Origin of the sequence: Brevibacterium casei CIP 102111 (assembly GCF_900169275.1) — a bacterium.
Classification (GTDB): Bacteria; Actinomycetota; Actinomycetes; order Actinomycetales; family Brevibacteriaceae; genus Brevibacterium; species Brevibacterium casei.
In genome coordinates, this window is sequence record NZ_FXZC01000002.1 from 263234 (window position 1) to 290229 (window position 26996).

A 26996-nucleotide genomic window follows, 5' to 3' on the forward strand; every position below is an offset into this window, starting at 1 on the left:
CCACCGTCCCGAGAGGCGGAGAAGGGCAGACATGACAGAGCGAACAGTGCTCGACGGCGCCGATGTGCGCAGGGCGACGACCCGCATCGCCCACGAGATCATCGAATCGAACAAGGGCACGGACGACCTCGTCCTCCTCGGCATCCCCCGACGGGGAGTGCCCCTGGCGAACCGCCTCGGCGGACTCATCGCCGACATCTCGGGAAGACCGGAGTCCGCGGATCGGCTCGTCGGCAGCCTCGACATCACGATGTACCGCGACGACCTCCGTTCGGGCGCCTACCGCGCCCCGGAGCCCACCCGCATCCCCGATGCGGGCATCGACGGACGCACCGTCGTCCTCGTCGACGATGTGCTCTTCTCCGGGCGGACGATCCGGGCCGCCCTCGACGCACTCTCCGACCTCGGCCGGCCCGCACGGGTCCGGCTCGCCGTCCTCGTCGACCGGGGCCACCGCGACCTGCCGATCCGCGCCGACCACGTCGGCAAGAACCTCCCGACCTCCTCGAGCGAGAGGGTGAATGTCTCGCTGACCGAGGTCGACGGCGAGGACGCGGTGACGATCTCGGGAGGCCGCGGATGAAGCACCTCCTCGACACCTCCTCGCTCTCCCGCGCCGACGCGATCGGTCTCCTCGACATCGCCGAGGAGATGACCCAGCTCAGCGCCCGCGAGGTGAAGAAGCTGCCCGTGCTGCGGGGGCGCACCGTCGTCAACCTCTTCTTCGAGGATTCCACCCGCACGCGGCTCTCCTTCGAAGCCGCCGCGAAGCGTCTGTCGGCCGATGTGCTCAACTTCTCCGCGAAGGGCTCATCGGTCTCGAAGGGCGAGAGCCTCCAGGACACCGTGCAGACGATCTCCGCGATGGGTGCGGATGCGATCGTCGTCCGCCACTCGGCTGCCGGAACCGCGCAGCGTCTCGCCGACACCGGCTGGATCGACGTCCCCGTCGTCAATGCCGGGGACGGCACCCACGAACACCCCACCCAGGCCCTCCTCGACGCCTTCACCCTCCGTCGGGCACTCGCCGGAGTCCCCGCCTCGGGCGCGGTCGCCGAGGGTCCCCGCGGGAAGGGCCTCGACGGTGCGAGCGTCGCCATCGTCGGCGACATCCTCCACTCCCGGGTGGCACGGTCGAACGTCCACCTCCTCGACCGCCTCGGCGCCGACGTCCACCTCGTCGCCCCGCCGACCCTGCTCCCGTGGGGTGCCGAGACGTGGCCGGTGACGATCCACTACGACCTCGACTCCGCCATCGGCGCGGTCGACTTCGACGCGGTGATGATGCTCCGCGTCCAGCACGAGCGGATGCACGAGTCGTTCTTCCCCAACGCCCGCGAGTACGCGCGGCTGTGGGGCCTGAGCGAAGCGCGACTGCAGCGCCTCGGCGACACCTTCATCATGCACCCCGGCCCGATGAACCGCGGGTTCGAGATCTCGGCGGCCGCCGCGGACTCGCCCCGCGCCCTCATCCTCGACCAGGTCGAGAACGGGGTGAGCGTGCGCATGGCGGTCCTCCACCGCCTGCTGACCGGTCAGGAGGAGACCATTGACTGACTATCTCATCTCCGGCGCCGACGTCCTCGGCCGCGGAATCGCCGACATCGCGATCTCCGAGGGCACGATCGTCGACCCCGAACTGCTCGGAGACGACCACGAGGTCGTCGACGCCACCGGGCTCATCGCCCTGCCCGGGTTCGTCGACATGCACACGCACCTGCGCGAGCCCGGCAAGGAGGACGCGGAGACCGTCCTCACCGGCTCCCGGTCGGCCGCAGCCGGCGGGTTCACGTGCGTGCACGCGATGGCGAACACCGCGCCGGTCGCCGACACCGCCGGCGTCGTCGAGCAGGTCCACCGGCTGGGCCGGACCGCCGGTTTTACCGAGGTCGTGCCCGTCGGCGCCGTGACGATCGGGCTGGAGGGCCGTCAGCTCGCCGAGCTCGGCGCCATGGCCCGCTCCGAGGCCAGGGTGCGGATGTTCTCCGACGACGGCATCTGCGTCTCCGACCCCCTCCTCATGCGCCGCGCCCTCGAATACGTCAAGACCTTCGACGGCGTCATCGCCCAGCACGCCCAGGAGCCCCGGCTCACCGAGGGTGCGCAGATGAACGAGGGCGTCGTCTCCGCCGAACTCGGCCTGCCCGGCTGGCCCGCGGTCGCCGAGGAGTCGATCATCGCCCGCGACGTCCTCCTCACCGAACATGTCGGCTCCCGCCTCCACGTCTGCCACGTGTCCACGGCCGGCAGCGTCGACATCATCCGCTGGGCGAAGTCGCGCGGGGTCCGGGTCACCGCCGAGGTCACCCCTCACCACCTCATGCTCACCGACGAACTCGTGCGCACCTTCGACCCCGTCTACAAGGTCAACCCGCCGCTGCGCACCGACCGCGACGTCCAGGCCCTGCGCGAGGCCCTGGCCGATGGGACGATCGACGTCGTCGGCACCGACCACGCCCCGCACACCGCCGAGCACAAATGCAGCGAATGGTCCGCGGCGGCCATGGGCATGGTCGGGATGGAGACGGCGCTGGCCGTCGTCGTCGAAGCGATGAAGGACTACGACTTCGACTTCGGCGACGTCGCCCGTGTGATGTCGCAGGCACCGGCGAGGATCACCGGCGCCACCGGCCACGGCAGCCTCGAGACCGGGGCGAGCGCGAACATCGTCCTCATCGACCCCGCCGCACCGCACACGATCACCCCGGCCGAGCATGCGACGAAGGGCCGGAACAACCCCTTCGCCGGGGTCGAGGTGAACACGAAGGTCACCGACACCTTCTTCTACGGCCACCGCGTGCTCGCCGACGGTGCGCTGAGCACACCCCACCCGGGAGGAGCATCATGGACCGAAGCGTGAGCGTCCTCATCATCGCAGGCATCTTCCTCCTCATCCTCCTCGCCCTCACATGGGGGTGGACGCGGCGCAAGCGCAGTCAGGAGGCGCTCACCGCGCCCGCCAAGCCCCACCTCGGCATCACCCCGATCGCCGATCCCGTCGAGGGCTCGTACGTCTCGACCACGCACGCGGGACACCCGCTCGAGCGGGTCGCCATCCACGGGCTCGGCATCCGCACCACCGGTGAGCTCGTCGTCACCGACGGGGGTGTGATCCTCGACCTCGCTGGTCGTGAGGACTTCCTCATCCCGCGCGCCGACATCGTCTCCGTCGACACCACCTCGGGGATGATCGGCAAATTCGTCGAACGCGGCGGCATCGTGCGCATCACGTGGAGGCTCGGCGAGACGCTCGTCGACACCGGCTTCCGCGCCCGCTACTCCGCCGACACCGCGCCCACCGTCAACCGCATCAGAGAGATGATCGTAGAGGCACCATGAGACTGTCCACCACTCCCGCCGTCCTCGTGCTCGAAGACGGCCGCACGTTCACCGGGTCCGCCTACGGAGCCGTCGGGGAGACCGTCGGCGAAGCCGTCTTCGTCACCGCGATGTCCGGCTACCAGGAGACCCTGACCGACCCCTCCTACCACCGGCAGATCGTCATCCAGACGGCTCCGCACATCGGCAACACCGGCATCAACGCAGCCGATGACGAGTCCCGGCAGATCTGGGTGTCCGGCTACGTCGTCCGCGACGCCTCCCGGATCTCGTCGAACTGGCGCTCCGAGGGCGACCTCGAGACCCACCTCGCCGAGGCGGGGGTCGTGGGGATCAAGGACGTCGACACCCGTGCGCTCACCCGGCATCTGCGCGACAAGGGCGCGATGCGCATGGGCATCTTCTCCGGTCCCGCCGCCGAGGCGGACCCAGGGACGATGCTCGAGACCGTGCTCGCGACTCCGCCGATGGCCGGTTCCCAGCTCGCCGACGAGGTGAGCGTGAGCGAGACCGAACTCGTGCCCGCCGTGGGGGAGGCGAAGTTCTCCGTCGCCGCCGTCGACCTCGGCATCAAGGCGATGACCCCGCAGCGCCTGGCAGAGCGCGGCATCGACGTCCACGTCGTGCCCGCCTCGGTGACGTTCGAGGAGATCCGCGCCCTCGGCGTCGACGGCGTCTTCTTCTCCAACGGACCCGGCGACCCCGCGACCGCCGACGAGCAGGTCGCGCTGCTGCGCGAGGTGCTGGGGGCTCGGATCCCCTTCTTCGGCATCTGCTTCGGCAACCAGCTGCTCGGCCGGGCGCTCGGCTTCGGCACGTTCAAGCTGCCCTTCGGCCACCGCGGCATCAACGTCCCCGTCATCGACCGGACGACGGACAAGGTCGAGATCACCGCGCAGAACCACGGCTTCGCCGTCGACGCCCCCCTCGAGGGGGAGACCACAGCGCCTGCCGATCCCGACTTCGGCCGTGTCGTCGTCTCGCACGTGTGCCTCAACGACGACGTCGTCGAGGGACTCCAGTGCCTCGACATCCCCGCCTTCTCCGTCCAATTCCATCCCGAGGCCGCCGCGGGACCCCACGACTCGGACTACCTGTTCGACCGGTTCGTCGACCTCATGTCCTCCCGCGCCTAAGGAGCCGCCCATGCCACTTCGCAACGATCTCGACTCCGTCCTCGTCATCGGCTCCGGTCCCATCGTCATCGGGCAGGCCTGCGAGTTCGACTACTCCGGCACCCAGGCGTGCCGTGTGCTCAGGTCAGAGGGCCTGCGCGTCATCCTCATCAACTCCAACCCCGCGACGATCATGACCGACCCCGACGTCGCCGACGCCACCTACGTCGAGCCCATCGACCCCGACATCATCGAGTCGATCATCGCCAAGGAGCGCCCCGACGCGATCCTGCCTACCCTCGGCGGGCAGACCGCGCTCAACGCCGCGATCGCCCTCCACGAGGCGGGCACGCTGGAGAAGTACGGCGTCGAGCTCATCGGCGCCGACGTCGACGCGATCCAGCGCGGCGAGGACCGGCAGAAGTTCAAGCAGATCGTCGAGGACTGCGGCGCCGAGGTGGCCCGCTCCGTCATCTGCCACACCCTCGACGAGGCGATCGCCGGCGCCGAGGAGCTCGGCTACCCCCTCGTCGTCCGCCCCTCCTTCACGATGGGCGGACTCGGATCGGGCATGGCGTATGACGAGACCGATCTGCGCCGCATCGCCGGTGCCGGCCTCTCCGACTCCATCACCACCGAGGTCCTCCTCGAGGAGTCGATCCTCGGGTGGAAGGAGTACGAGCTCGAGCTCATGCGCGACCACAAGGACAACGTCGTCGTCGTGTGCTCGATCGAGAACGTCGACCCGGTCGGCGTCCACACCGGCGATTCGATCACCGTCGCCCCGTCGCTGACCCTGACCGACCGCGAATACCAGCGGATGCGCGACATCGGCATCGACGTCATCCGCGCCGTCGGCGTCGACACCGGCGGCTGCAACATCCAGTTCGCCGTCGATCCCGTCACCGGGCGCATCGTCGTCATCGAGATGAACCCGCGCGTCTCCCGGTCCTCGGCGCTGGCCTCGAAGGCGACCGGGTTCCCGATCGCGAAGATGGCCGCCAAACTCGCCGTCGGCTACTCCCTCGACGAGATCCCCAACGACATCACGCAGGTCACCCCGGCGAGCTTCGAACCCACCCTCGACTACGTCGTCGTCAAGATCCCGCGCTTCACGTTCGAGAAGTTCCCCGCCGCCGACCCGACCCTGACGACGACCATGAAGTCCGTCGGCGAGGTCATGGCGCTGGGCCGGAACTTCACGACCGCACTGCAGAAGGCGATGCGCTCGATGGAGCAGAAGGGCTCGTCGTTCTCCTGGGCGGACCTGCCGGACATCTCCGACGACGAGGTGCGCGAGGCCCTGCTCGAGGCGATCGGCCACCCCACCGCAGACCGCATCCACGCCGTCCAGCGCGGACTCGCGGCCGGCCTGACGAACGCCGAGGTCCACGAGGCGAGCGGGATCGACCCGTGGTTCCTCGACCAGATCGAACTCATCAACGAGGTCGCCGAGTTCATCGCCGGCGCCGACGAGCTCGACGCCGAGGTGCTGCGGATCGCGAAGAACCACGGCTTCTCCGACGAGCAGATCGCCCACCTGCGCAGCCTGAGCACCGACGTCGTCACCGGGGTCCGCCACGCCCTGCGGATCCGGCCCGTGTTCAAGACCGTCGATACGTGCGCCGGCGAGTTCGAGGCCCACACGCCCTACCACTACTCGAGCTACGACGAGGAGACCGAGGTCGAGCCGCGTGAGCGCCCCGCCGTGCTCATCCTCGGTTCGGGTCCGAACCGGATCGGCCAGGGCATCGAGTTCGACTACTCGTGCGTCCACGCGACGATGGCCATCGGCGAGGCCGGCTTTGAGACCGTCATGGTCAACTGCAACCCCGAGACCGTCTCGACCGACTACGACACCGCCGACCGCCTCTACTTCGAACCGCTGACGTTCGAGGACGTCATGGAGGTCTACCACGCCGAACTCGCCGCCGGTCCCGTCCTCGGGGTCGTCTGCACCCTCGGCGGGCAGACCCCGCTGGGACTGGCCGACCGGCTCAAGGCAGCAGGCGTCCCCGTGCTCGGCACGCAGCCCGAGGCGATCGACCTCGCCGAGGATCGCGGCGAGTTCGGTGCCGTCCTCGCCCGGGCGGGTCTCACCGCCCCCAAGCACGGCACCGCGGTGACCGCCCACGAGGCGGCCGTCATCGCCGAGGAGATCGGCTATCCCGTGCTCGTGCGCCCCTCGTACGTCCTCGGCGGGCGCGGCATGCAGATCGTCTACGACCGCACCCAGCTGCTCGACTACATGGCCACCGCCACCGAGGTCTCCGTCGACCGGCCCGTCCTCGTCGACCGCTTCCTCGAGGACGCGATCGAGATCGACGTCGATGCCCTCTACGACGGTGAGGACATCTTCATCGGCGGCATCATGGAGCACATCGAGGAGGCCGGCATCCACTCGGGCGACTCCGCGTGCGTGCTGCCCTCGCTCACTCTCGGCGAGGACGTCCTCGAACGGGTGCGCACCGCCACCCGGGCGATCGCCGAAGGCGTGAGCGTGCGCGGACTGCTCAACATCCAGTTCGCCATCACCGCCGACGTCCTCTACGTCATCGAAGCCAACCCGCGCGCCTCGCGCACCGTCCCGTTCGTCTCGAAGGCGACGTCGACGCAGCTGGCGAAGGCCGCCGCGCTCATCGCCGTGGGGCGGACGATCGCCGATCTGCGCGGGACCCTGCTGCCGGAGACCGGTGACGGCTCGACGCTGCCGCTCGACCACCCGATCGCCGTCAAGGAGGCCGTGCTGCCGTTCCGTCGGTTCCGCACCGTCGAGGGCAAGGTCGTCGACTCCGTGCTCGGACCCGAGATGCGCTCGACCGGTGAGGTCATGGGCATCGACCACGACTTCCCGACGGCGTTCGCGAAGGGACAGCTCGGGGCCTCGATCAAGCTCCCCACCTCGGGCACCGTCTTCGTCTCCGTCGCCGACCGCGACAAGCGGGCCATGGTGCTGCCGGTCAAGGAGCTCGTCGACATGGGCTTCGACGTCGTCGCCACCACCGGCACCGCCGCGGTCCTCTCCCGCTACGGGATCGCGACCTCCCAGGTGCACAAGCACTTCGAGGCCGACGCCGAGGACCGCACGGTGCTCGACTACCTCGCCGCGGGCACGATCGACATGGTCATCAACGTCCCCGCAGGCCGACAGGAACGCGCCGACGGCTATGAGATCCGGGCCGCGGCGACCGCGAACTCGGTGCCGCTGATCACGACGATCGCGGAGTTCGCAGCCGCCGTCACCTCGCTCCACGCGGTGCGGGAGAAGACCTTCGGCGTGCGCAGCCTCCAGGACTGGAGCGCATGATGTTCGGCACGAGGCTCTCGGAGGCGATGGCAGCGCACGGACCCGTGTGCGTGGGCATCGACCCCCACGACCACCTCCTCGAGGCGTGGGGGCTGCCCCTGACCGCAGCCGGGGTGAGGGAGTTCGCCCTGCGCACCGTCACCGAGCTCGCCGGCACCGTGGCCGCGGTCAAACCGCAGTCGGCGTTCTTCGAGCGCTTCGGCTCCGCCGGGGTCGCAGCCCTCGAGGAGACGCTGGCCGCGTGCCGTGAGCGGGGGCTCATCACCATCCTCGACGTCAAACGCGGGGACATCGGCTCGACGATGGCCGGCTACGCCCAGGCCCATCTCGCACCCGACTCGCCGCTGTCCGCCGACGCCGTCACGGTCTCCCCGTACCTCGGCGTCGGCGCGCTCGGCGCCGCCTTCGACCTCGCGGCAGCCGACGACCGGGGCCTCTTCGTCCTCGCCCTCACCTCGAATCCCGAAGGCGCGAGCGTCCAGCACGCCCGGACGGGTCACCCGGTCGAGGGCTTCGGCGACTCCGTGGCCGGCAGCGTCGCAGCCGCCGTCGCCCAGGCCAATGCGAAGCTGACGCAGGGGGAGGGGCTGGGACCCTACGGCCTCGTCGTCGGTGCGACGATCGGACGGGCAGCGGCCGAACTCGGCTTCGACCCGAGCGACTGCGGAGGTCCCATCCTCGCTCCCGGCGTCGGCGCCCAGGGTGCGGGCCGAGACGAGCTCATCGCCGTCTTCGGGCGGGAGGCGCTGCGCCGCCGCCAGATCGTCGTCGCCGCCTCCCGGGCCGTGCTCGCAGCCGGACCGACAGGTCTGCGCGAGGCGGCGAAGGCGCTCAACGCGTCCCTGACCCTCGACGACTGAGGTTTTTCTTCTCCTCGCTGTGTCGGTCATGCGGGTTTGTGTTTTAGACTGAAGCAACTTCCCTACCTGCCCGTTCATGGTGACAGAGGAGATAATGTGGCACTCGAACCATTGACCCCGCAACAGCGTTCGGCCGCCCTTGACAAGGCATTCAAGGCTCGACAGGTGCGTGCCGAGGTGAAGGCGGCGCTCAAGAGCGGAGAGACGGATCTCGCGGCAGTGCTCCAGAAGGCGGGGAAGGACGAAGCGCTCGCGAAGATGCGCGTGCTCGACCTGCTGCGCTCCCTGCCCGGCGTCGGCGACAGGCGCGCCGAAGCGGCCATGGAGGAGGTCGGCATCGCCTCCTCGCGTCGCATCAAGGGACTCGGAGTGCACCAGAAGAACGCCCTGTTGGAGAAATACTCCTGAGTGTGACAACCTCAGATCTGTGAACACTCGACTCACCGTGCTCGCGGGGCCCACAGCGGTCGGAAAAGGCACCATCAGCAGCTACATCAGACAGCACCACCCCGAGATCTGGTTCTCGGTCTCCGCGACCACACGGCCCCGCCGCCCCGGCGAGATCGACGGTGTCCACTATCACTTCGTCTCCGACGACGAGTTCGACGGACTCATCGCCCGCGACGAGATGCTCGAATACGCCGTCGTCCACGGCCGGCACCGCTACGGCACTCCCGCCGCCCCGGTGCGGAGCAGGCTCGAGGCAGGAGTGCCCTCGCTCCTCGAGATCGACCTCCAGGGCGCCAGGCAGGTCAAGGCGAAGATGCCCGACGCCCTCTTCGTCTTCCTCGCCCCGCCGACATGGGAGGAGCTCGTGTGCCGCCTCACCGGTCGCGGGACCGAGTCCGCCGAGGAGCAGGAGCGGCGCCTGACCACGGCGCGGGCCGAACTCGCCGCCGAATCCGAGTTCGACGTCACCATCGTCAACGACAGCGTTCGCACTGCGGCCGAAGAACTCATACAATTGATGGGTATATCCACACTCGATTAGATGGGACACCCCTTGCCTGCTCAGCCTGAAGGCATCACCAATCCGCCGATCGACGAACTCCTCTCCGTCACCGGCTCGAAGTACGAACTCGTCTCCATCGCGGCCCAGCGAGCGCGTCAGATCAACTCCTACTACGCCCAGCTGCAGGAGGGTCTGCTCGAGAACGTCGGCCCCCTGGTCACCCCCGGCCCGAACGAGAAGCCGCTGTCGATCTCGCTGCGCGAGATCAACGAGGGCAAGATCGTCTCCCGTGAGATCTCCGAATCCGACTTCGCCCCCGTCACGGTCGAGGAGACCGCGGAGACGAGCGTGAGCACCGACGGCGCGATCGACTTCAGCGACCAGTGAGAGTCGTCCTCGGAGTCGCCGGCGGGATCGCCGCATACAAGGCCGCCCATGTCATCCGGCGCCTCCGAGAGATCGGGCACACCGTCACGGTCGTGCCCACCCCCAGCGCCCTGGAGTTCGTCGGCGCCCCGACCTTCGAGGCGCTCTCGGGCCGGCCGGTGACCACCGATGTCTTCGACTTCGTCGACCAGGTCAACCACGTCCGCATCGGCCAGGACGCCGACCTCGTCATCATCGCCCCGGCGACGGCGAACACGATTGCGAAGATCGCCGCCGGAATGGCCGACGACCTCCTCACCGCGACCGTGCTCACGACGACCGCCCCCGTCGTCGTCGCGCCCGCCATGCACACGGAGATGTGGCTCAACCCGGCGACCGTCGCGAACATCGCCACGCTGCGCTCGCGCGGAGTCCACATCCTCGAGCCCGCCGTCGGTCGGCTCACCGGCCCCGACTCCGGACCCGGGCGTCTGCCCGAACCGGAGGACATCGTCGCCTTCGCCCTCGCCGCGGTCGGATCCGATGAGCCCAGCGCCTCTGCACAGGGGGGAGCCCTGACCGGACGCCGGGTCGTCGTCAGCGCCGGCGGCACCCGGGAGGCCCTCGACCCCGTCCGCTTCCTCGGCAACCGCTCCTCGGGCAAGCAGGGCATCGCCCTGGCCCGCGCCGCGCATGCCGCCGGTGCGGAGGTCGAGCTCGTCGCCGCCCACGTCGACACGGGTCTGCTCAGCGACCTTCCCGCCGACATCTCCATCACCCCCATCGAGTCGACGCTCGACCTCCAGGAGGCCATGGAGACCGCGCAGGCCTCCGCCGACGTCATCATCATGGCCGCCGCGGTCGCCGACTACCGTCCCGCCGAGGTGGGGGAGTCGAAGCTGAAGAAGTCCGGCGACGAGGGCATGCGCATCGACCTCGTCCAGAACCCCGACGTCCTCGCCGGGCTCGTCGCCTCCCGCCGACCCGGCCAGTTCATCGTCGGCTTCGCCGCCGAGACCGGAGACGCCACCCACACCGCACACGAGTACGCGGTCGAGAAGTTCCGCCGCAAGGGAGCCGACCTCCTCGTCTTCAACGACGTCTCCGCCGACCGGGCCTTCGGCCACGACGTCACCGAGGTCGTCGTCCTCGCCGCCGACGGGGACGAGGTCGTCGACGCAGCGAGGCTCGCGGGCACGAAGGACGATGTTGCGCAAAAGGTCACAGCCGTCATCGCCGAACGCCTCACCCCAGTAGAATCGACGCCGTGAGTACATCCGAACTGCGCTACTTCTCCTCCGAATCCGTCACCGAAGGCCACCCCGACAAGATCTGCGACCAGATCAGCGACGCCGTCCTCGACGACCTCCTGGGCAAGGATCCCGATGCGAAGGTCGCCGTCGAGACGATGGTGACCACGGGACTCGTCCACGTCGCCGGCGAGGTCAACACCGACGCCTACGCCGACGTTGCCGGGATCGTCCGCAGCCTCATCACCGGCATCGGCTACGACTCCTCGGACACTGGTTTCGACGGACACTCGTGCGGCGTCTCGGTCTCGATCGGCAGCCAGTCGACGGACATCCACTCGGGGGTGACCAACCCGCTCGACTTCCGCGAGGCGCTCGAGACCGACCACGGCTCCTCCCTCGGCGCCGGCGACCAGGGGCTGATGTTCGGCTACGCCGACAACGCCACCGACGTCCTCATGCCGCTGCCCATCCACCTCGCCTCACGGATGGCCGAGAGGCTCAGCGAGGTCCGCAAGTCCGGTGAGCTCGACTACCTCCGCCCCGACGGGAAGACCCAGCTCACCCTCGGCTACGACGGCGACACCGCCGTCTCGCTCGAGAACATCGTCGTCTCCACCCAGCATGCCGCCGGGATCGACCAGGAACAGCTCAAGGCCGACATCCGCGCACTTGTCATCGACCCCATCGCCGATGCCTCGGGACTCGACCGGAGCGGCGAGAACGTCCACATCAACCCCGCCGGGCCCTTCGTCACCGGCGGGCCGATGGGTGATGCGGGACTGACGGGACGCAAGATCATCGTCGACACCTACGGCGGCTTCTCCCGCCACGGCGGCGGCGCGTTCTCCGGCAAGGATCCCTCGAAGGTCGACCGCTCCGCGGCCTACGCGATGCGCTGGGTGGCGAAGAACATCGTCGCCGCAGGACTCGCCGACCGCGCCGAGGTCCAGGTCTCCTACGCGATCGGGCGGGTCGACCCGATGGGCCTCTACGTGGAGACCTTCGGCACCGAGAAGGTCGACCCCGCAGCGATCACCCGGGCCATCCGCGAGGTCTTCGACCTGCGCCCCGCGATGATCATCCAGGAGCTCGACCTCCTCCGCCCGATCTACTCCCAGACCTCGACCTACGGTCACTTCGGCCGCGAGCTGCCCGACTTCACGTGGGAGCGCACGGACCGCGCGGACGACCTGCTCCGGGCCGTCTCGGCGAACTGAGTTCGTGGACGAACCCCTCTTCTCCACCCCCACCACCGCGCTCGGCCAGGTCCCCGTCGCGGAGACTGATCCCGTCGCCCAGGTCCTCATCGACCATCCCGTCCCGCATCTCGCACGGACCTTCGACTACGCGGTGCCCGCCTCCCTCGCCGAGGCGGTCCGCCCCGGGGTGCGGGTGCGGGTGAAGTTCGCCGGGAAGCTGCGCGACGGATTCGTCCTCGCCAGGACGGCGACGAGCGACCACGTCGGACCGCTCGCCGTCATCGAACGGGTGACGAGTCCGATCACGGTGCTTTCGCCCGACCTCCTCGAACTCTGCGAAGCCGTGGCCACGCGGTACGCCGGCACCCTGCCCGACGTGCTGCGTCTCGCCATCCCGCCCCGGCACGCTCGGGCGGAGAAGGCGGTGCTGCGCGCACTCGAGCACGCCGACGAGGAGGGTCCTGTCGGCGCGGAGGCCGCCGACAAGGCCGCCGCCGGTAAGGATGCCGCCCGCACAGAGACCGACGCTGCCGGCACGGAGACCGACGCCGCCGACACAGAGACCGCCGACACCGCCCCGGAGTCCGGCACCGACAGCGTGCTCGCCGCCCTCGGCGCGTGGGTCGCCGAGAGCGGCGACGAGGACCACGGCACCGCGCCCGCCGGCTCCGACCGGGCGCGCCTCGCACTCACGCTCACGCCCGGCAGGCTGCCGGGACTCGGCTGGATCACGGCGGGACTCGAAGCGGCCCAGGCGGCGCTCGCGCAGGGCAGGTCCGTGCTCTGGCTCGTCCCCGACCATCGGGAGATCGCCGTGCTGTCTGCGGCCCTGCGCGCCGAGATCGATCGCGGGAGGCTCACCGAGTTCACCGAACTCCATGCCGACCAGTCGCCTGAGCAGCGGTGGACGGCATGGCTGACCGGGCTGCTCGGGGGCACCCGGCTGCTCATCGGCACGCGTGCCGCCGCCTTCGCCCCGATGGTCGACCTCGGCCTCATCATCTGCACCGACGACGCCGACCAGAGCTACCTCGACCAGCACGCTCCCTACCCGCACGCGCGCGAGGTGTGCCTGCTCCGGTCGAACCTCGAGGACACCGGTCTCCTCTTCGTTGCGTTCGATCGCAGCGCCGAGGTCGAACGCCTCGTCGAGATCGGATGGCTGAGCGATGTCAGCCCTGCGGCGAACGCGCGCCGAGCGGGCTCACCGCGCGTCCTCGTCCCCGACGAGGAACGCGACCCCTATGCGTGGCAGCGCATCCCCAGCCGCGCTTGGGAGATCATGCGCCAGGCGCTGCGGCCGCGCGGGGACGAGACCGCGGGACCCGTCCTCGTCCAGGTGCCGCGGGCTGGGTACTACCCGGTCTTCGCGTGTGCCCGCTGCCAGGAGACCGCGCGCTGTCCCGTCTGCGAGTCCCCGCTGTCCACCCAGTCCGAGGTCGGCCCCTTCGCGTGCCGGACGTGCGGCTACCACTCCGAGACGTTCACGTGCGGCCGCTGCCGCTCCCATGAGGTCCGCTCGATCGTGCGCGGCCGCACACGCACCGTCGAGGAGCTGCGCCGGGCGCTGCCGGGTGTCGAGATCGTCGAATCCGGGGGAGAGGACATCCCCATCGCCGTCGACTTCGCCCCCCGCGTCGTCGTCGCCACCACCGGAGCCGAACCCTATGCGATCGGCGGGTATGCGGCCGGGATCCTGCTCGACTCCCTGTGGCCGGGACCGTGGATGCGCGCAAGCGATGAGGGGGTGCGGCGGCGGATGCGGGCGGCGTCGCTGGTGCGCTCACGCACCGATGGGGGAGTCGTCTACCTCGGCGACACCGATGAGGTCATCCGTACGGCACTGACGACGTTCGACCCCGCGGTGACGATGGCGAGGGCCCTGCACGATCGACGCGAGCTCGGCTTCCCGCCGTATAGGCGCATCGTCGAACTCGCCGGGGCCGGCACGGACATCGACGCCGTGCTCGCAGACGTCGACGTCCTCGAGGAGCTCATCCGCGACGATGACGAGGACGGTCAGCGGGTCGTCGCCGCCTACCCCATCGCTGCCGGCCCGGCCGTCGGTGCGCGGCTGGCCGAGATCACCGCCGCACGCTCGGCGAAGAAGCTGCCGCAGGTGCGCGTGCGCATCGACGATCCCCGGTCGCTGTGAGGCGCCGGGCACGGCGTAGAATCGACTTCCGTGGATATCGTCTTCGCCGGCACCCCTGACGTCGCCGTCCCCGCCCTCGAGGCCCTCGTCGACTCCGAGCACACGGTGCGCGCGGTCCTCACCCGACCCGACGCCCCCGTCGGCCGCAAGCGCGTCCTCACCCCGTCCCCGGTCAAGGCCCGCGCGCTCGAGCTCGGTCTCGACGTCATCGAGGCCGACCGCCTCCGCGGGGAGGTCATCGCACGCCTGCGCTCCCTCGACGTCGATGCCGTCGCCGTCGTCGCCTTCGGGGCGATCGCCGGGCCCGCGGCACTGGCCACAGCCCGCCTCGGCTGGTTCAACCTCCACTTCTCCCTCCTGCCCTCCCACCGCGGGGCCGCACCCGTCCAGCGCGCCCTCATCGCCGGGGAAACCGTGAGCGGGGTGAGCGTCTTCCGCATCGACACGGGCATGGACACCGGGGACGTGCTGCGCACCCGCACCCTGCCGCTCGACCAGCCCGACGCCGCATCGGCGCTGGCCGCCTTCGCCGAGGCGGGCGCGCACGAACTCGTCGCGGCCGTCGACGACCTCGCGGCGGGGACTGCGACCTTCACCCCGCAGGCCGAGCTCATCGCCGGCGGGGCGCAGCCGAGCCATGCCGAGAAGATCACCGCCGCCGACGCCCGCCTCGACCTCAGCCGTCCCGTCGCCGAGGTCATCGCCCGCTCCCGCGGGGTCAGCCCCGCCCCCGGCCCGTGGGTCGAGATCGACGGGCGCCGGACGAAGCTCTTCGGCCTCACCCCCGCCCCCGCCGAGACCGCGCCGCCCGAGGCGGGACTGCTCCGCGCGGGGACGACCGGGGCCGTGCTCGGCGCCGGCGACGGCTGGGCAGGCGTGAGCGAGATTCAGCCCTTCGGCAAGGGTCGGATGCCCGCCGCCGACTACCTGCGCGGGCACGGCGAGGTCCGCATCGACACCGAACCCGAGGAGGCCTGAGTGGCCGTCAAACCCAACCTGCCCCGCCGCCTCGCATGGGAGGTGCTCGTCGACGTCGCGACCGAGGACGCGTACGCGAACCTGCTCCTGCCCGCGAAGCTCGCACGCACGCACGTGAGCGGCCAGGACGCCGCCTTCGCGACCGAACTCACGTACGGCACCCTGCGCGGGCAGGAGTTCTACGACGCCGTCATCGAGAAGGCGGCCGGCCGACCCGTGTCCGCGATCGACCCCGAACCGCTCGCCGCGATGCGGATGGGCGCCCACCAGGTGCTCGCGATGCGCGTGCCCGACCACGCAGCGGTCGCCGAGACCGTCGGGGTCGTCAAGCGCTCGGCCCCGCGCACGGCCGGATTCGTCAACGCCGTCCTCCGCCGGATCGCCGAAGCCGATCGTGACACGTGGCTCGAGCGGGTCTCCGCGGGCCTGTCGGAGACCGGGCGCCGGGCGGTCGAGCACTCCCACCCCGAATGGGTCGTCCGCGCGCTCACCCAGGCGCTCAAGGGCCACGGTCGCGACGCCGCGGAGATCGACACGCTGCTCACCGCCGACAACGCCCCTGCCCAGGTCGCCGTCACCGCCCTGCCCGGACTCCTCGACCGGGCCGAGCTGCCCGGTGTCCCGACCCCGCTCTCACCCGTCGGCGTCCACCTCGACGACACCGTTCCCCGCGACGTGCCCGCGATCGCCGAGGGCCGCGCCCGCGTCCAGGACGAGGGCTCGGCGCTCGTCGCCCTCGCCCTGGCCCACGTGAGCGCCCCGGACGGTCCGTGGGCCGACCTCTGCGCCGGACCCGGTGGCAAGGCCGCTCTGCTCGCCGCGACCGCCCGAGCCGAGGGTGAGGTGCTCGCGGCCTTCGACTCGAGCCCGCACCGCGTCTCCCTCGTCGAGACCTCCACGCAGGCGCTGGAGAACGTCACCGTCGCCGTCGCCGACGCCAGGGACGCGACGGGACCGTACGCGAAGGTCCTCGTCGACGTCCCCTGCACGGGGCTCGGCGCGCTCCGCCGTCGCCCCGAGGCCCGCTATCGGCGCCGCCCCGAGGACGTCAACGCGCTGGCCGGGCTGCAGCGGGAGATCCTCACCGCAGCGCTCGACGCGTGCGCCCCCGGCGGCGTCGTCGCCTACTCGACGTGCTCGCCCCACTACGCCGAGACCGTCCTCGTCGTCGACGACGTCCTGCGTTCGCGCGGTGAGACGGTCGAGGTCCTCGACGCCCCCGCCGTCCTCGCCGAGGTCACCGGCGCAGAGGCGGAGTCGTTCGCCTCGGTGGGCCGGGGCTCCGGAGGCTTCGCCCAACTCTGGCCCCACGTCCACGACACCGACGGAATGTTCCTGGCCCTGCTTCGAAAGGCACCCCTGTGATCGAGATCAACCCGAGCATCCTCTCCGCCGACTTCTCCGACCTCCGCGGGGAGCTGGAGAGGATCGCGACGGCCGACATGGCGCACATCGACGTCATGGACAACCACTTCGTGCCCAACCTCACGTTCGGCCCGCCCGTCGTCGAGAGGATCCAGGAGATCAGCCCGATCCCGCTCGACGCGCACCTCATGATCGACGACGCCGACCGGAATGCCCCCGTCTATGCGGAGATCGGGTGCGCCTCGGTGACCTTCCACGCCGAGGCGGCCGCCGCCCCCGTGCGCCTGGCCCGGGAGCTGCGCCGCCTCGGAGCGCGGGCGAGCCTCGCGCTCAAACCGGCGACCCCGATCGAACCGTACGTCGACCTCCTCGGCGAGTTCGACCAGATTCTCATCATGACCGTCGAACCCGGCTTCGGGGGGCAGAAGTTCCTCGACGTGTGCCTGCCGAAGATCCGCCGCACCCGGGAGGCGATCTCGGAGGCGAACCTCGAGATCCGCCTCCAGGTCGACGGCGGTGTCTCCGCCTCCACCGTCGAGCGCGTCGTCGACGCCGGGGCCGACGTCCTCGTCGCCGGCTCCGCGGTCTACGGCGCCGAGGACGCCGCGGCCGCGATCGCACAGCTGCGGACGCTCGCCGCCGCCCACGCCCACTAGCGACCGCACCGACGAGAGAACCGAGACGACGATGGAATTCCTCAGCTGGCTCAACACTCCGGCGTTCGAACTGCTCGGCAAGCCGGTGCCGTACTCCGACCTCTTCGGCAACATCTGCGCCCTCGCCACGGTCGTCCTCGCCCTGCGCCGGAACATCCTCTCCTGGCCGGTGCAGATCCTCGGCTCGATCCTCCTCTTCTCCGCCTCGATCTCCGCCGGGCTCGGTGGCAACGCCTCCCGCCAGGTCGTCATCATCGTCGCGGCGATCTGGGGGTGGACGCAGTGGCGGAAGTCACAGGAGAACTCCGGTGAGGTCGTCGTCCGCTGGGCGACGTGGAAGGAGCGGGTCGGGATCATCGCGGCCCTCGTCATCGGCACTGCGGTCTTCGGCTGGATCCTCTCCGTGGGCGGATGGTCGTGGAACCCGTACCCCGACGCCTACATCTTCATCGGCTCCCTCGTCGCGATGTACGCCCAGGGCCGGGCGGTCGTCGAGTTCTGGTTCGTCTGGCTCGCCGTCGACCTCGTCGGCATCCCGCTCGCCGTGGCAGGCGGCCTCGTCTTCTCCGGCGCCGTCTACCTCATCTTCCTCGTCATGGTCATCCTCGGACTCATCGACTGGGCGAAGCGCTCGAAGCAGACGATCTCGGCGCCCCACCTCGGCGCGACCGACGTCACCCGCGGCCCCGAGGAGTCGTCCGGGACCTGAGACCCCGCGAGGGCGGGACGGCGGCTATGGTCTACCCTGGATCGGGTGAAGACCTTCGATTCTCTCTACGCCGAACTCCTCCAGAAGTCCCTCGACCGCCCCGCGGGGTCGAAGACCGTCGCCGAACTCGACGCCGGAGTCCATGCGATCGGCAAGAAGGTCGTCGAGGAGGCCGCCGAGGTGTGGATGGCCGCGGAGTACGAGTCGAAGGACGAACTCGCCGGGGAGATCTCACAGCTGCTCTACCATCTCCAGGTGCTCATGATCGCCAAGGACGTGAGCCTCGACGACGTCAACGCCCACCTGTGACCTCCCGTCCCACCTCCGCAAAGGACGCCATGCTGCGTGTAGCCGTGCCCAACAAGGGCATCCTCTCCGAAGCCGCCACCGACATGCTCAGCGAAGCCGGATACTCGACCCGCCGCGGGTCGAAGACCCTCGTCCACCGTGATGAGACCAACGGGGTCGAGTTCTTCTACCTCCGCCCTCGTGACATCGCCGTCTACGTCGGCTCCGGGATCCTCGACGCCGGCATCACCGGCCGTGACCTGCTCCTCGAGTCCCAGGCCCCCGCCGAGGAGGTCGTCGGCCTCGGCTTCGGCTCGTCCCGCTTCTTCTACGCCGGAGAGGCCGGACGCTTCTCCTCCGTCGACGAACTCGCCGGACTGCGGATCGCCACGAGCTTCCCGCACCTCGTCCAGTCCGACCTGAAGGCCCGCGGGATCGAGGCGACGACCGTGCAGCTCGACGGAGCCATCGAGGTCTCGATCCAACTCGGGGTCGCCGATGCCGTCGCCGACGTCGTCGAGACCGGCTCGACCCTGCGGGCAGCCGGCCTCGAGACCTTCGGCGAACCGCTGCTCGACTCCGAAGCCGTCCTCGTCCAGCGCGACGGAGCCGACTCCTCGGTCGAGGTGCTCCGCCGCCGCCTCGAATCGGTCATGGTCGCCCGGCAGTACGTCCTCGTCGACTACAACATCGAGGAGCGCCTCGTCCCCGAGGCGATCGCGCTCACCCCCGGCCTCGAATCGCCGACGGTCTCCCCGCTGCAGGAGACCGGCTGGGTGGCCGTGCGGGTCATGGTCGAGGCGAAGGACGTCAACAATGTCATGGACCGCCTCTACGCGGTCGGCGCGCGAGCGATTCTGGTGACGAGCATTGGCGCCTGCCGCATCTGAGTTCGCCGCCTTCCGACCACGCCAGGTGAGGGTCATCGGCATCGTCGGGGCGATCGCCCTGTTCGTCGGCTTCGCCGTCCTCTCGGTCGCCCTCTTCGTCGTCGACTGGCGGCCCTGGCACCTCATCGACATGGTGTGGATGAACCTGCTCGGCATCCTCTTCGGCGGAGCGCTGCTGCGCGTCGCCGACATCCAGGCCCGACCCGATCGCACCGGGCTGACGGTGCGCAACATCGTGCGCACGCGGCACGTGAAGTGGTCGGAGATCGTCGGGGTGACCTTCTCCCGCGTCGGCGACGACCCGTGGCCGATCCTCGACCTCGCCGACGGCTCGACGTGCGCGGTGATGGCGATCCAGCATGCCGACGGCCCCCGCGCACACGAGGAGGTCGCCCGACTGCGTATGCTCGTGACCAAGTGGACGAACTTCGAGGAGGACCAGCCATGACCGCGACAGAGACAGGGCCGCTGAGCGGCTGCACCGTCATCGACCTCTCCCGGGCGCTGGCCGGCCCGCATGCCGGGATGATGCTCGGCGACCTCGGCGCGCGCGTGATCAAGGTCGAGAACCCCGGTCGCGGCGACGACTCCCGCTCATGGGGTCCGCCCTTCGTCGGTCCCGACGACGATCCGCAGGCCACCTACTTCCTCTCGTGCAACCGCAACAAGGAGTCGATCGCCCTCGATCTCAAGTCCGAGACCGGAGCGGAGACCCTGCGCGCACTCATCGCCCGCGCCGACGTCCTCATCGAGAACTTCCGCACCGGCGTCCTCGAGCGTCTCGGCTTCTCCCCGGCCCAGTGCCTGGAGATCAACCCGCGGCTGATCATCCTCTCCATCACCGGGTTCGGCCACGACGGTCCCGAAGCCTCCCGCGCCGGATACGACCAGATCGCCCAGGGCGAGGCGGGACTGATGTCCCTGACCGGTTCGGGACCCGAGGACATGCAGCGCGTCGGCGTCCCGATCGCCGACCTCCTCGCCGGGATCTACGGCTCCTACGGTGTGCTCGCAGCCCTGCTCGAGCGCGAACGCACCGGCAGGGGCAAGATCGTGCGCACCTCGCTCATCGCCGGCATGGTCGGCGTCCACGCCTTCCAGGGCACCCGGACCACGGTGGCGGGCGAGACACCGTTGCCCGGCGGCAACCACCACCCCTCGCTCTCGCCGTACGGACTCTTCGCCTCGCGCGACGGCGCCGTGCAGATCTCCGTGGGCAACGAGAGCCTCTGGCAGAAGCTCTGCGCGGCCTTCGACATCGATCCCGCCACCCCGGGCATGGCCGACAATGCCGCACGCGTGGCCAACCGGCAGGCCGTCATCGACCTCATCGAGTCCCGTTTCTCAGAGTTCGACTCCGCCGACCTCCTCGAGCGGCTCAGCTCCGCCGGCATCCCGGCCGGCACCGTGCGCACCCTGCCCGAGGTCTACGAGTGGGAGCAGGCGCTCAGCCAGGGCCTCAAGGTCTCCGTCGACCACCCCGTCCTCGGCGGCATCGACCTGCCCGGCCCGCCGCTGCGGTTCTTCGACTCCGTCGACGGCGCCGAGGTGGAGACGACGAAGACGAGCCACGACGCCCCGCCGCTGCTCGACGAGGACGCCGAGGCGATCGCCGCGTGGCTGACCGGCGACGCACCGGCGGAGCCCGGCACCGACCGGCAGGAGTGAGACCGTGGCACGTCTGAACGCGACCGAGCTCGTCGGCATCGTCCTCGACGAGGGTTCCTTTGTCTCCTGGGACGAGCCACCGGTCACCCCTGCCGGAGGAGTCTCGGCCGACTATGCGGCCGAACTCGCCGCGGCACGCGAGAAGTCCGGGGTCGACGAGGCGATCATCACCGGTGAGGGGACGATCAACGGGCGCCGGGTCGCCGTCGTCGCCGGAGAGTTCCGGTTCCTCGCCGGGTCGATCGGCGTCGCCGCCGCCCAACGGCTCACCGACGCCATCGAACGCGCCACTCTCGAAGGGCTGCCCCTGCTCGCGGGCCCCGCCTCGGGCGGCACCCGCATGCAGGAGGGCACCGTCGCGTTCCTCTCGATGGTCAAGATCACCAACGCCGTCGTCGCCCACCGCCGGGCCGGCCTGCCCTACCTCGTCTACCTCCGGCACCCGACGACCGGGGGAGTCTTCGCCTCGTGGGGGTCGATGGGCCATGTCACCGTCGCCGAACCCGGTTCCCTCATCGGGTTCCTCGGACCGCGCGTGTTCGAGGCCCTCTACGGCGAACCGTTCCCCGAGAACGTCCAGACCGGGGAGAACCTCCACAAGCACGGGATCATCGACGCCGTCATCGGACCCGAACGGATCCACGCCACGGTCTCCCGCGTCCTCGACGTCCTCATGGGCGCCAAAGAGGTCCCGGCCCGCGTCCCCGACCCCGACACCCGCCCGGAGACCGTCGACCCGGACGCCGACGCGTGGCAGGCGATCACCCGCTCGCGCCGAGGCGATCGTCCCGGGGTCCGCGACCTATTGCGGACCGCGGCGAACACCGTGCTGCCGCTCAACGGCACCGGCCAGGGAGAGAAGGATCCCGGCCTCCTGCTCGCGCTCGCGAAGTTCGGGTCCGCCCCGTGCATCGTCCTCGGCCAGGACCGCTTCCGCCAGGACTCCCGGGCCCCGCTCGGCCCGGCGGCGCTGCGCGAGGCCAGGCGCGGAATGAAGCTCGCCGCCGAACTCGACCTCCCGCTCGTCACCGTCATCGACACCCCCGGTGCCGCGCTCTCCCAGTCCGCCGAGGAGGGCGGCATAGCCGGAGAGATCGCCCGTTCGCTCGCCGACCTCGCCAACCTCGACGCGCCGACGGTCTCCCTCATCCTCGGCGAGGGCTCGGGCGGGGGCGCGCTCGCGCTCATCCCCGCCGACAGAGTGCTCAGCGCCGAGAACGGCTGGCTGTCCCCGCTCCCACCCGAGGGCGCCTCGGCGATCGTCCACCGCACGACCGAGTTCGCCCCGCAGATGGCGCAGAGTCAGGGCGTCCACGCGCCCAAGCTCCTCGAGACCGGCGTCGTCGACCGGATCATCGCCGAGCATCCCGATGCCGGCGACGAACCCCTCGACTTCGTCGCGCGGGTCGGCGACACCCTCGAGTACGAACTCATCGAACTCATGCGCGAACCCGCAGCCCGGAGACGGGCACGGCGGTTGGAGCGCTACCGGACACTGGGGATCTAGGAGAAGACCATGGTTGCCGTGAGAGTCATCCCGTGCCTCGACGTCGACGCCGGACGCGTCGTCAAGGGCGTGCGCTTCGCCGAGCTCCGCGACGCCGGGGACCCCGTCGAACTCGCCCGCGTCTACGGTGAGGCGGGTGCCGACGAGCTCACGTTCCTCGACGTCACCGCGAGCAGCGGCGACCGTGAGACCGTCCACGACATCGTCGCCGCGTGCGCCGAGGAGGTCTTCATCCCGCTCACCGTCGGCGGCGGCGTGCGCAGCGTCTCCGACGTCGACCGGCTCCTGCGCGACGGCGCGGACAAGGTCTCCGTCAACACCTCGGCGGTCGCGGACCCGCAGCTCATCAGCGACATCTCCCGTCACTTCGGCAACCAGGTGCTCGTCCTCTCCCTCGATGCCCGGCGGACCCGGGGCGGTGAGACCCCGTCGGGCTTCGAAGTGACCATCCGCGGCGGCCGGGAGGGCACGGGCCGCGACGCGATCGAGTGGATCCGCGAGGCGGCCGAGCGCGGGGTCGGCGAGGTGCTGCTCAACTCGATCGACGCCGACGGCACCCGTGAGGGCTTCGACCTCGAACTCATCTCCGCCGCCCGGGCGGCGGTGAGCGTGCCGCTCATCGCCTCGGGCGGGGCGGGGAGGGTCGAACACTTCGCCCCCGCGGTGCGGGCCGGAGCCGACGCCGTGCTCGCCGCCAGCGTCTTCCACTACGGCACGCTCCACATCGACGAGGTCAAGGCCGCGCTCGCGGCAGAGGGGTTCGAGGTCCGATGAGCGGGCGGCAGATCGACGCGACCCCGGAGAACTGGCGGGAGGTCATCACGTTCGGACCCGACGGGCTCGCCCCCGTCGTCGTCCAGGAGGCGACGACACGGGACGTCCTCATGCTCGCGTGGATGGACCGCACAGCCATCGAACGCACCCTGGCCGAGCGGCGGGCCGTCTACTGGTCGCGCTCACGGCAGGAGCACTGGGTCAAAGGGGAGACCTCCGGCCACACCCAGGCGCTCGTCTCGCTCGCCCTCGACTGCGACGCCGACGCGCTGCTCATGGTCGTCGACCAGACCGGACCCGCATGCCACACCCTCACCGACACCTGCTTCACAGGAAGGACGATCAGTGACGATCCCGACGACTGAGTCCGGCCTCGACATCCGCCCCGACCTTGCCGGCTTCAGGGCCGCCGGGGCGACGGCGCGACTCGTGCCCGTCCACGCGGAGGTGCTCGCCGACGCCGAGACCCCGCTCAGCCTCTACCGGAAGCTCACCGACGGCACCCCCGGGTCGTTCCTCTTCGAATCCGCCGAGGCCGGTGCGTGGGCGCGCTACTCGTTCATCGGCTCCGCGCCCGTGGCCACCCTGGTCTCGACGTCCGAGGGCTTCCGCTGGGAGGGCACCCCTCCCGTCGGAGTGCCCCGCACCGGCAGCGTCCTCGATGCGGTCGCGGCCACCCTCGAGCTGCTCCGGATCGAGTCGAGCGACCTGCCGCCGATGGTCTCGAGCCTCGTCGGCTACTTCGGGTGGGACATCATCCGGGAGGTCGAGAAGCTCGGCGACCCGCAGCCCGACGAACACCGGCTGCCGACCGTGCAGCTGATGATCCCCGGGGACATCGCCGTCTACGACCACTACTCGGGCACGCTCACCCTCGTCGCCAACGTCGTCAACGTCGACGGGGCGGAGACCGGGATCGACGACGCCTACGCCTCCGGGGTCGCTCGGATCGAGGCGATGCTCGCCCGCATCACTGCCCCCGCCCCCGCCGAGGTGCGCGTGCCGGAAGCGGTGACCCCGCAGGTGCGCACCCGCACCCCGCGCGAGACGTACCTCGACGGTGTGCGCAGGGCCAAGCAGGACATCGTCGACGGTGAGATCTTCCAGGTCGTCCTCGGGCAGCGCTTCGACACGGACTGCGACGCCGAGGCGCTCATGGTCTACCGGATGCTGCGGCGGGCGAACCCCTCGCCGTTCATGTACCTCCTCGACCTCCACGACTCAGACGGACAGCCGGTGAGCATCATCGGCTCCTCGCCCGAGGCGCTCGTCACGGTGCGCCAGGGCACCGTCGTCACCCACCCCATCGCCGGTTCCCGGCCCCGCGGGGCCAGCCCGGAGGAGGACGACCGCCTCGCCCGCGAACTCCTCGCCGATGAGAAGGAGCGCGCCGAGCACCTCATGCTCGTCGACCTCGCCCGCAACGACCTCGCGAAGGTCTGTCGGGCCGGCACGATCGACGTGAGCGCGTTCATGGACATCGAACGGTTCAGCCACATCATGCACATCTCCTCGACCGTGCGCGGCGAACTCGAGGACGGGCACGGGGCCGTCGACGTGCTCACGGCGACCTTCCCCGCCGGCACGCTGTCCGGGGCCCCGAAGCCGCGCGCCCTGCAGATCATCGACGAACTCGAGGTCGTCGGGCGCGGACTCTACGGGGGAGTCGTCGGGTACCTCTCCTTCACCGGCGACCTCGACCTCGCGATCGCCATCCGCACCGGGGTCCTCCGCGACGGAGTGATGAGCGTCTTCGCCGGCGGCGGCATCGTCGCCGACTCCGTGCCCGAGACCGAATACGAGGAGTCGGAGAACAAGGCGGCCGCCGTCCTCACCGCGGCAGCCGCGGCCGGACGCGCCCACCGGGTGGCCTCCTCGGCGGATGCCGCCACGGCCGCGGGAGGTCGACGATGACGAAGTCCCGCGGAGTCCTCCTCATCCTCGTCGTCGCAGCCGCCCTCTGGGCGATCACGCTCGCCACCTGGCAGACCGGGGCGGCGAGCGACACGCTCGGCCCCTCCGGGGTCGCGCTGCCCAGCCAGACGGAGACGAGCCAGGCCTCGCCGATCGCCACCGCATGCGTGGCGATCATCGCGGTGTGCGGGCTGCTCTCGGCGATGTTCGGGAAGGTCGGCCGCATCGTCGTCCTCACCTTCGCCCTCCTCGCAGCGCTCGGCTACGGGATGACCGCGATCACCGCGATGGGGGCCGAGGGTGCGACCTCGTGGCCGCTCGTCGCCCTCATCGGCGCGGTCCTCGCCGTCGTCGTCATCGGTTGGGTCGTCGTGTCCTCGCGCACATGGTCGGGGTCGAACCGCTACGCCCGCACGGCGCAGGCCGAGGACGGTGACTTCGACTCTGCGGCGACGTGGGATGCGCTCTCCCGCGGTGAAGAGGTCGAACGCGGCGACGACGAGGATCCGCCGCGGAGGACGTGAGGGGCGTCGGACGTGACCCGGAGGCGCCGACCCCGATCTCAGGTGCCGGGTCGATGCCAGAGCACACCGTCGGACGTGACACAATGAGAGAGTACTTGAGCACGTCAGCGTAAGGAGCGCCATGTCGCAATCCGTCGCCCGTTCGGGCGCCACCGATCTCGATAAGTCCACGATCGACTACGCCGCCATCGCCGACCCCGGCCACGGCAACTCCGTCGCCGGCTGGACCGGTGTCATCATCATGCTCGTGGGACTGTCGATCGGCTGCGTGGGCTTCACGATCCACAACCCGACGATCGTCTACGCAGGCGGCGGGGTCGCCGTGGTCGGCCTCATCGTCGGCATGATCCTGCGCGCCGTCGGACTGGGAACCAAGCCGAAGCGCCGATGACCGTCCTCGATGACATCATCGTCGGCGTCCGCGAGGACCTCGAGGCGCGTCGCCGCGAGGTCCCGCTGTCCGCGGTCGTCGAGTCCGCCCGTGCGGCGGCTCCGGTGCGCACCTTCGACCTCGACGCCGACTTCGGCGTCATCGCCGAGGTCAAGCGCCGCTCACCCTCGCGCGGCGACCTCGCCGACATCCCGGACCCCGGCACTCTCGCCGGCCTCTACGCCGCCGGCGGAGCCCGGGCGATCAGCGTCCTCACCGAGGGCCGTCGCTTCTCCGGCAGCCTCGCCGACCTCGACGCCGTCCGGGCGGCCGTCGACGTGCCGGTGCTGCGCAAGGACTTCATGGTCGACGAGTACCAGTTCCACGAGGCCCGTGCCCACGGGGCCGACCTCGTCCTCCTCATCGTCGCCGCTCTCTCCCCGGCGCAGCTGCGCGACTTCCACGACCTCGCGGCCTCCCTGGGCATGACGGCCCTCGTCGAGACCCACAGCGTCGCTGAGATGGAGACCGCGATCGACATCGGGGCCCGGCTCATCGGCGTCAACACCCGCAACCTCAAGGACCTCAGCGTCGACACGGCCCGGTTCGCGCCGCTCGCCGAGCTCGCCCCTGCCGGGTGCACGCTCGTCGCCGAGTCCGGAGTCGCCGGCGTCGGCGACGTCGACGCCTACGCCCGCGCCGGTGCCGACGCCGTGCTCGTCGGCGAGGCACTCGTCCGCGACGGCGACCCGCAGGCCGCCGTGGCCTCCTACACCGCAGCGGGCCGCGCGCATCAGCGCGCCTGAG

Annotated in this window: 28 protein-coding genes; all 28 read left to right on the plus strand. The window is 70.5% G+C overall.

The window, feature by feature from the left end:
• Positions 1-31 precede the first annotated feature (31 nt).
• The 28 genes from pyrR to trpC all read left to right on the plus strand — a co-directional run bounded on the left by pyrR (position 32) and on the right by trpC (position 26995).
• On the plus strand, positions 32-583 hold the full coding sequence (pyrR, locus tag BC102111_RS04825) for a bifunctional pyr operon transcriptional regulator/uracil phosphoribosyltransferase PyrR (protein WP_009377153.1): 552 nt from the start codon (positions 32-34) through the stop codon (positions 581-583).
• Complete coding sequence (locus BC102111_RS04830) at positions 580-1557, plus strand: aspartate carbamoyltransferase catalytic subunit (RefSeq protein ID WP_009377154.1); 978 nt, start codon at positions 580-582, stop codon at positions 1555-1557. The genes pyrR and BC102111_RS04830 overlap by 4 nt, the downstream gene beginning before the upstream one ends.
• Positions 1550-2860 carry a dihydroorotase gene (locus BC102111_RS04835; RefSeq protein WP_095375521.1) on the plus strand — a complete coding sequence of 437 codons (1311 nt, stop codon included), beginning with the start codon at positions 1550-1552 and terminating at the stop codon, positions 2858-2860. Before BC102111_RS04830 ends, BC102111_RS04835 begins: the two co-directional genes overlap by 8 nt.
• Entirely contained in the window at positions 2845-3339 is a 495-nt protein-coding gene (locus BC102111_RS04840; RefSeq protein WP_101623738.1) for a PH-like domain-containing protein, read from the plus strand. The genes BC102111_RS04835 and BC102111_RS04840 overlap by 16 nt, the downstream gene beginning before the upstream one ends.
• Positions 3336-4475, plus strand: coding sequence for a glutamine-hydrolyzing carbamoyl-phosphate synthase small subunit (carA, locus tag BC102111_RS04845; protein WP_095375523.1), 1140 nt, complete (start codon positions 3336-3338; stop codon positions 4473-4475). Before BC102111_RS04840 ends, carA begins: the two co-directional genes overlap by 4 nt.
• A 10-nt stretch (positions 4476-4485) precedes the next feature.
• Complete coding sequence (carB, locus tag BC102111_RS04850; RefSeq protein ID WP_095375524.1) at positions 4486-7761, plus strand: carbamoyl-phosphate synthase large subunit; 3276 nt, start codon at positions 4486-4488, stop codon at positions 7759-7761.
• Positions 7758-8621 carry an orotidine-5'-phosphate decarboxylase gene (gene pyrF / locus BC102111_RS04855; RefSeq protein WP_095375525.1) on the plus strand — a complete coding sequence of 288 codons (864 nt, stop codon included), beginning with the start codon at positions 7758-7760 and terminating at the stop codon, positions 8619-8621. Before carB ends, pyrF begins: the two co-directional genes overlap by 4 nt.
• Positions 8622-8717: 96 nt before the next feature.
• The gene (gene mihF, locus BC102111_RS04860) at positions 8718-9029 is read left to right on the plus strand and encodes an integration host factor, actinobacterial type (RefSeq protein ID WP_040341490.1); all 312 of its coding nucleotides are present in this window, start codon (positions 8718-8720) and stop codon (positions 9027-9029) included.
• Positions 9030-9048: 19 nt separating this feature from the next.
• Positions 9049-9612, plus strand: coding sequence for a guanylate kinase (gmk, locus tag BC102111_RS04865; RefSeq protein WP_009377161.1), 564 nt, complete (start codon positions 9049-9051; stop codon positions 9610-9612).
• Positions 9613-9960 (plus strand): DNA-directed RNA polymerase subunit omega, encoded by a 348-nt coding sequence (gene rpoZ, locus BC102111_RS04870; RefSeq protein WP_095375526.1) that lies wholly within the window; start codon positions 9613-9615, stop codon positions 9958-9960.
• A complete protein-coding gene (gene coaBC / locus BC102111_RS04875; protein ID WP_009377163.1) occupies positions 9957-11210 on the plus strand; it encodes a bifunctional phosphopantothenoylcysteine decarboxylase/phosphopantothenate--cysteine ligase CoaBC in 1254 nt (417 codons plus the stop codon). The genes rpoZ and coaBC overlap by 4 nt, the downstream gene beginning before the upstream one ends.
• Entirely contained in the window at positions 11207-12409 is a 1203-nt protein-coding gene (metK, locus tag BC102111_RS04880) for a methionine adenosyltransferase (RefSeq protein WP_009377164.1), read from the plus strand. Before coaBC ends, metK begins: the two co-directional genes overlap by 4 nt.
• Positions 12410-12413: 4 nt before the next feature.
• Entirely contained in the window at positions 12414-14546 is a 2133-nt protein-coding gene (locus BC102111_RS04885) for a primosomal protein N' family DNA-binding protein (RefSeq protein ID WP_009377165.1), read from the plus strand.
• Positions 14547-14576: 30 nt separating this feature from the next.
• The gene (locus BC102111_RS04890) at positions 14577-15524 is read left to right on the plus strand and encodes a methionyl-tRNA formyltransferase (RefSeq protein WP_009377166.1); all 948 of its coding nucleotides are present in this window, start codon (positions 14577-14579) and stop codon (positions 15522-15524) included.
• A complete protein-coding gene (locus BC102111_RS04895) occupies positions 15525-16889 on the plus strand; it encodes an RsmB/NOP family class I SAM-dependent RNA methyltransferase (protein WP_009377167.1) in 1365 nt (454 codons plus the stop codon). It begins immediately after the preceding gene.
• Positions 16886-17545 carry a ribulose-phosphate 3-epimerase gene (gene rpe / locus BC102111_RS04900; RefSeq protein WP_009377168.1) on the plus strand — a complete coding sequence of 220 codons (660 nt, stop codon included), beginning with the start codon at positions 16886-16888 and terminating at the stop codon, positions 17543-17545. Before BC102111_RS04895 ends, rpe begins: the two co-directional genes overlap by 4 nt.
• 31 nt (positions 17546-17576) lie before the next feature.
• Positions 17577-18254: a nicotinamide mononucleotide transporter family protein gene (locus BC102111_RS04905; protein ID WP_009377169.1), complete on the plus strand. Its 678-nt coding sequence runs from the start codon at positions 17577-17579 to the stop codon at positions 18252-18254.
• Positions 18255-18299: 45 nt separating this feature from the next.
• The gene (locus BC102111_RS04910; protein ID WP_063250254.1) at positions 18300-18563 is read left to right on the plus strand and encodes a phosphoribosyl-ATP diphosphatase; all 264 of its coding nucleotides are present in this window, start codon (positions 18300-18302) and stop codon (positions 18561-18563) included.
• Between the two features lie 29 nt (positions 18564-18592).
• Entirely contained in the window at positions 18593-19432 is an 840-nt protein-coding gene (hisG, locus tag BC102111_RS04915) for an ATP phosphoribosyltransferase (protein ID WP_009377171.1), read from the plus strand.
• A 25-nt stretch (positions 19433-19457) separates the two neighbouring features.
• Entirely contained in the window at positions 19458-19880 is a 423-nt protein-coding gene (locus tag BC102111_RS04920) for a PH domain-containing protein (protein WP_223289875.1), read from the plus strand.
• Positions 19877-21100 (plus strand): CaiB/BaiF CoA transferase family protein, encoded by a 1224-nt coding sequence (locus tag BC102111_RS04925; RefSeq protein ID WP_009377173.1) that lies wholly within the window; start codon positions 19877-19879, stop codon positions 21098-21100. Before BC102111_RS04920 ends, BC102111_RS04925 begins: the two co-directional genes overlap by 4 nt.
• A gap of 4 nt (positions 21101-21104) precedes the next feature.
• Positions 21105-22607 (plus strand): carboxyl transferase domain-containing protein, encoded by a 1503-nt coding sequence (locus BC102111_RS04930; RefSeq protein ID WP_009377174.1) that lies wholly within the window; start codon positions 21105-21107, stop codon positions 22605-22607.
• A 9-nt stretch (positions 22608-22616) separates the two neighbouring features.
• Positions 22617-23381, plus strand: coding sequence for an imidazole glycerol phosphate synthase subunit HisF (hisF, locus tag BC102111_RS04935; RefSeq protein WP_095375528.1), 765 nt, complete (start codon positions 22617-22619; stop codon positions 23379-23381).
• Positions 23378-23746, plus strand: a complete 369-nt coding sequence (gene hisI, locus BC102111_RS04940) for a phosphoribosyl-AMP cyclohydrolase (protein WP_009377176.1) — start codon at positions 23378-23380, stop codon at positions 23744-23746. Before hisF ends, hisI begins: the two co-directional genes overlap by 4 nt.
• A complete protein-coding gene (gene trpE, locus BC102111_RS04945) occupies positions 23727-25295 on the plus strand; it encodes an anthranilate synthase component I (protein ID WP_101623739.1) in 1569 nt (522 codons plus the stop codon). The genes hisI and trpE overlap by 20 nt, the downstream gene beginning before the upstream one ends.
• Positions 25292-25819: a Trp biosynthesis-associated membrane protein gene (locus BC102111_RS04950; RefSeq protein WP_009377178.1), complete on the plus strand. Its 528-nt coding sequence runs from the start codon at positions 25292-25294 to the stop codon at positions 25817-25819. Before trpE ends, BC102111_RS04950 begins: the two co-directional genes overlap by 4 nt.
• Positions 25820-25940: 121 nt before the next feature.
• Entirely contained in the window at positions 25941-26210 is a 270-nt protein-coding gene (locus tag BC102111_RS04955) for an HGxxPAAW family protein (RefSeq protein ID WP_009377179.1), read from the plus strand.
• Positions 26207-26995, plus strand: a complete 789-nt coding sequence (trpC, locus tag BC102111_RS04960) for an indole-3-glycerol phosphate synthase TrpC (RefSeq protein ID WP_009377180.1) — start codon at positions 26207-26209, stop codon at positions 26993-26995. The genes BC102111_RS04955 and trpC overlap by 4 nt, the downstream gene beginning before the upstream one ends.
• Position 26996 lies beyond the last annotated feature (1 nt).

Coding starts and splice junctions, on each gene's coding strand:
- BC102111_RS04950 (WP_009377178.1), top strand. CDS start 25,292: ATGACGAAGTCCCGCGGAGTCCTCCTCATCCTCGTCGTCGCAGCCGCC.
- BC102111_RS04840 (WP_101623738.1), top strand. CDS start 2,845: ATGGACCGAAGCGTGAGCGTCCTCATCATCGCAGGCATCTTCCTCCTC.
- hisF (WP_095375528.1), top strand. CDS start 22,617: ATGGTTGCCGTGAGAGTCATCCCGTGCCTCGACGTCGACGCCGGACGC.
- trpC (WP_009377180.1), top strand. CDS start 26,207: ATGACCGTCCTCGATGACATCATCGTCGGCGTCCGCGAGGACCTCGAG.
- BC102111_RS04830 (WP_009377154.1), top strand. CDS start 580: ATGAAGCACCTCCTCGACACCTCCTCGCTCTCCCGCGCCGACGCGATC.
- BC102111_RS04905 (WP_009377169.1), top strand. CDS start 17,577: ATGGAATTCCTCAGCTGGCTCAACACTCCGGCGTTCGAACTGCTCGGC.
- hisG (WP_009377171.1), top strand. CDS start 18,593: ATGCTGCGTGTAGCCGTGCCCAACAAGGGCATCCTCTCCGAAGCCGCC.
- pyrF (WP_095375525.1), top strand. CDS start 7,758: ATGATGTTCGGCACGAGGCTCTCGGAGGCGATGGCAGCGCACGGACCC.
- carB (WP_095375524.1), top strand. CDS start 4,486: ATGCCACTTCGCAACGATCTCGACTCCGTCCTCGTCATCGGCTCCGGT.
- BC102111_RS04925 (WP_009377173.1), top strand. CDS start 19,877: ATGACCGCGACAGAGACAGGGCCGCTGAGCGGCTGCACCGTCATCGAC.
- rpoZ (WP_095375526.1), top strand. CDS start 9,613: ATGGGACACCCCTTGCCTGCTCAGCCTGAAGGCATCACCAATCCGCCG.
- hisI (WP_009377176.1), top strand. CDS start 23,378: ATGAGCGGGCGGCAGATCGACGCGACCCCGGAGAACTGGCGGGAGGTC.
- pyrR (WP_009377153.1), top strand. CDS start 32: ATGACAGAGCGAACAGTGCTCGACGGCGCCGATGTGCGCAGGGCGACG.
- BC102111_RS04955 (WP_009377179.1), top strand. CDS start 25,941: ATGTCGCAATCCGTCGCCCGTTCGGGCGCCACCGATCTCGATAAGTCC.
- carA (WP_095375523.1), top strand. CDS start 3,336: ATGAGACTGTCCACCACTCCCGCCGTCCTCGTGCTCGAAGACGGCCGC.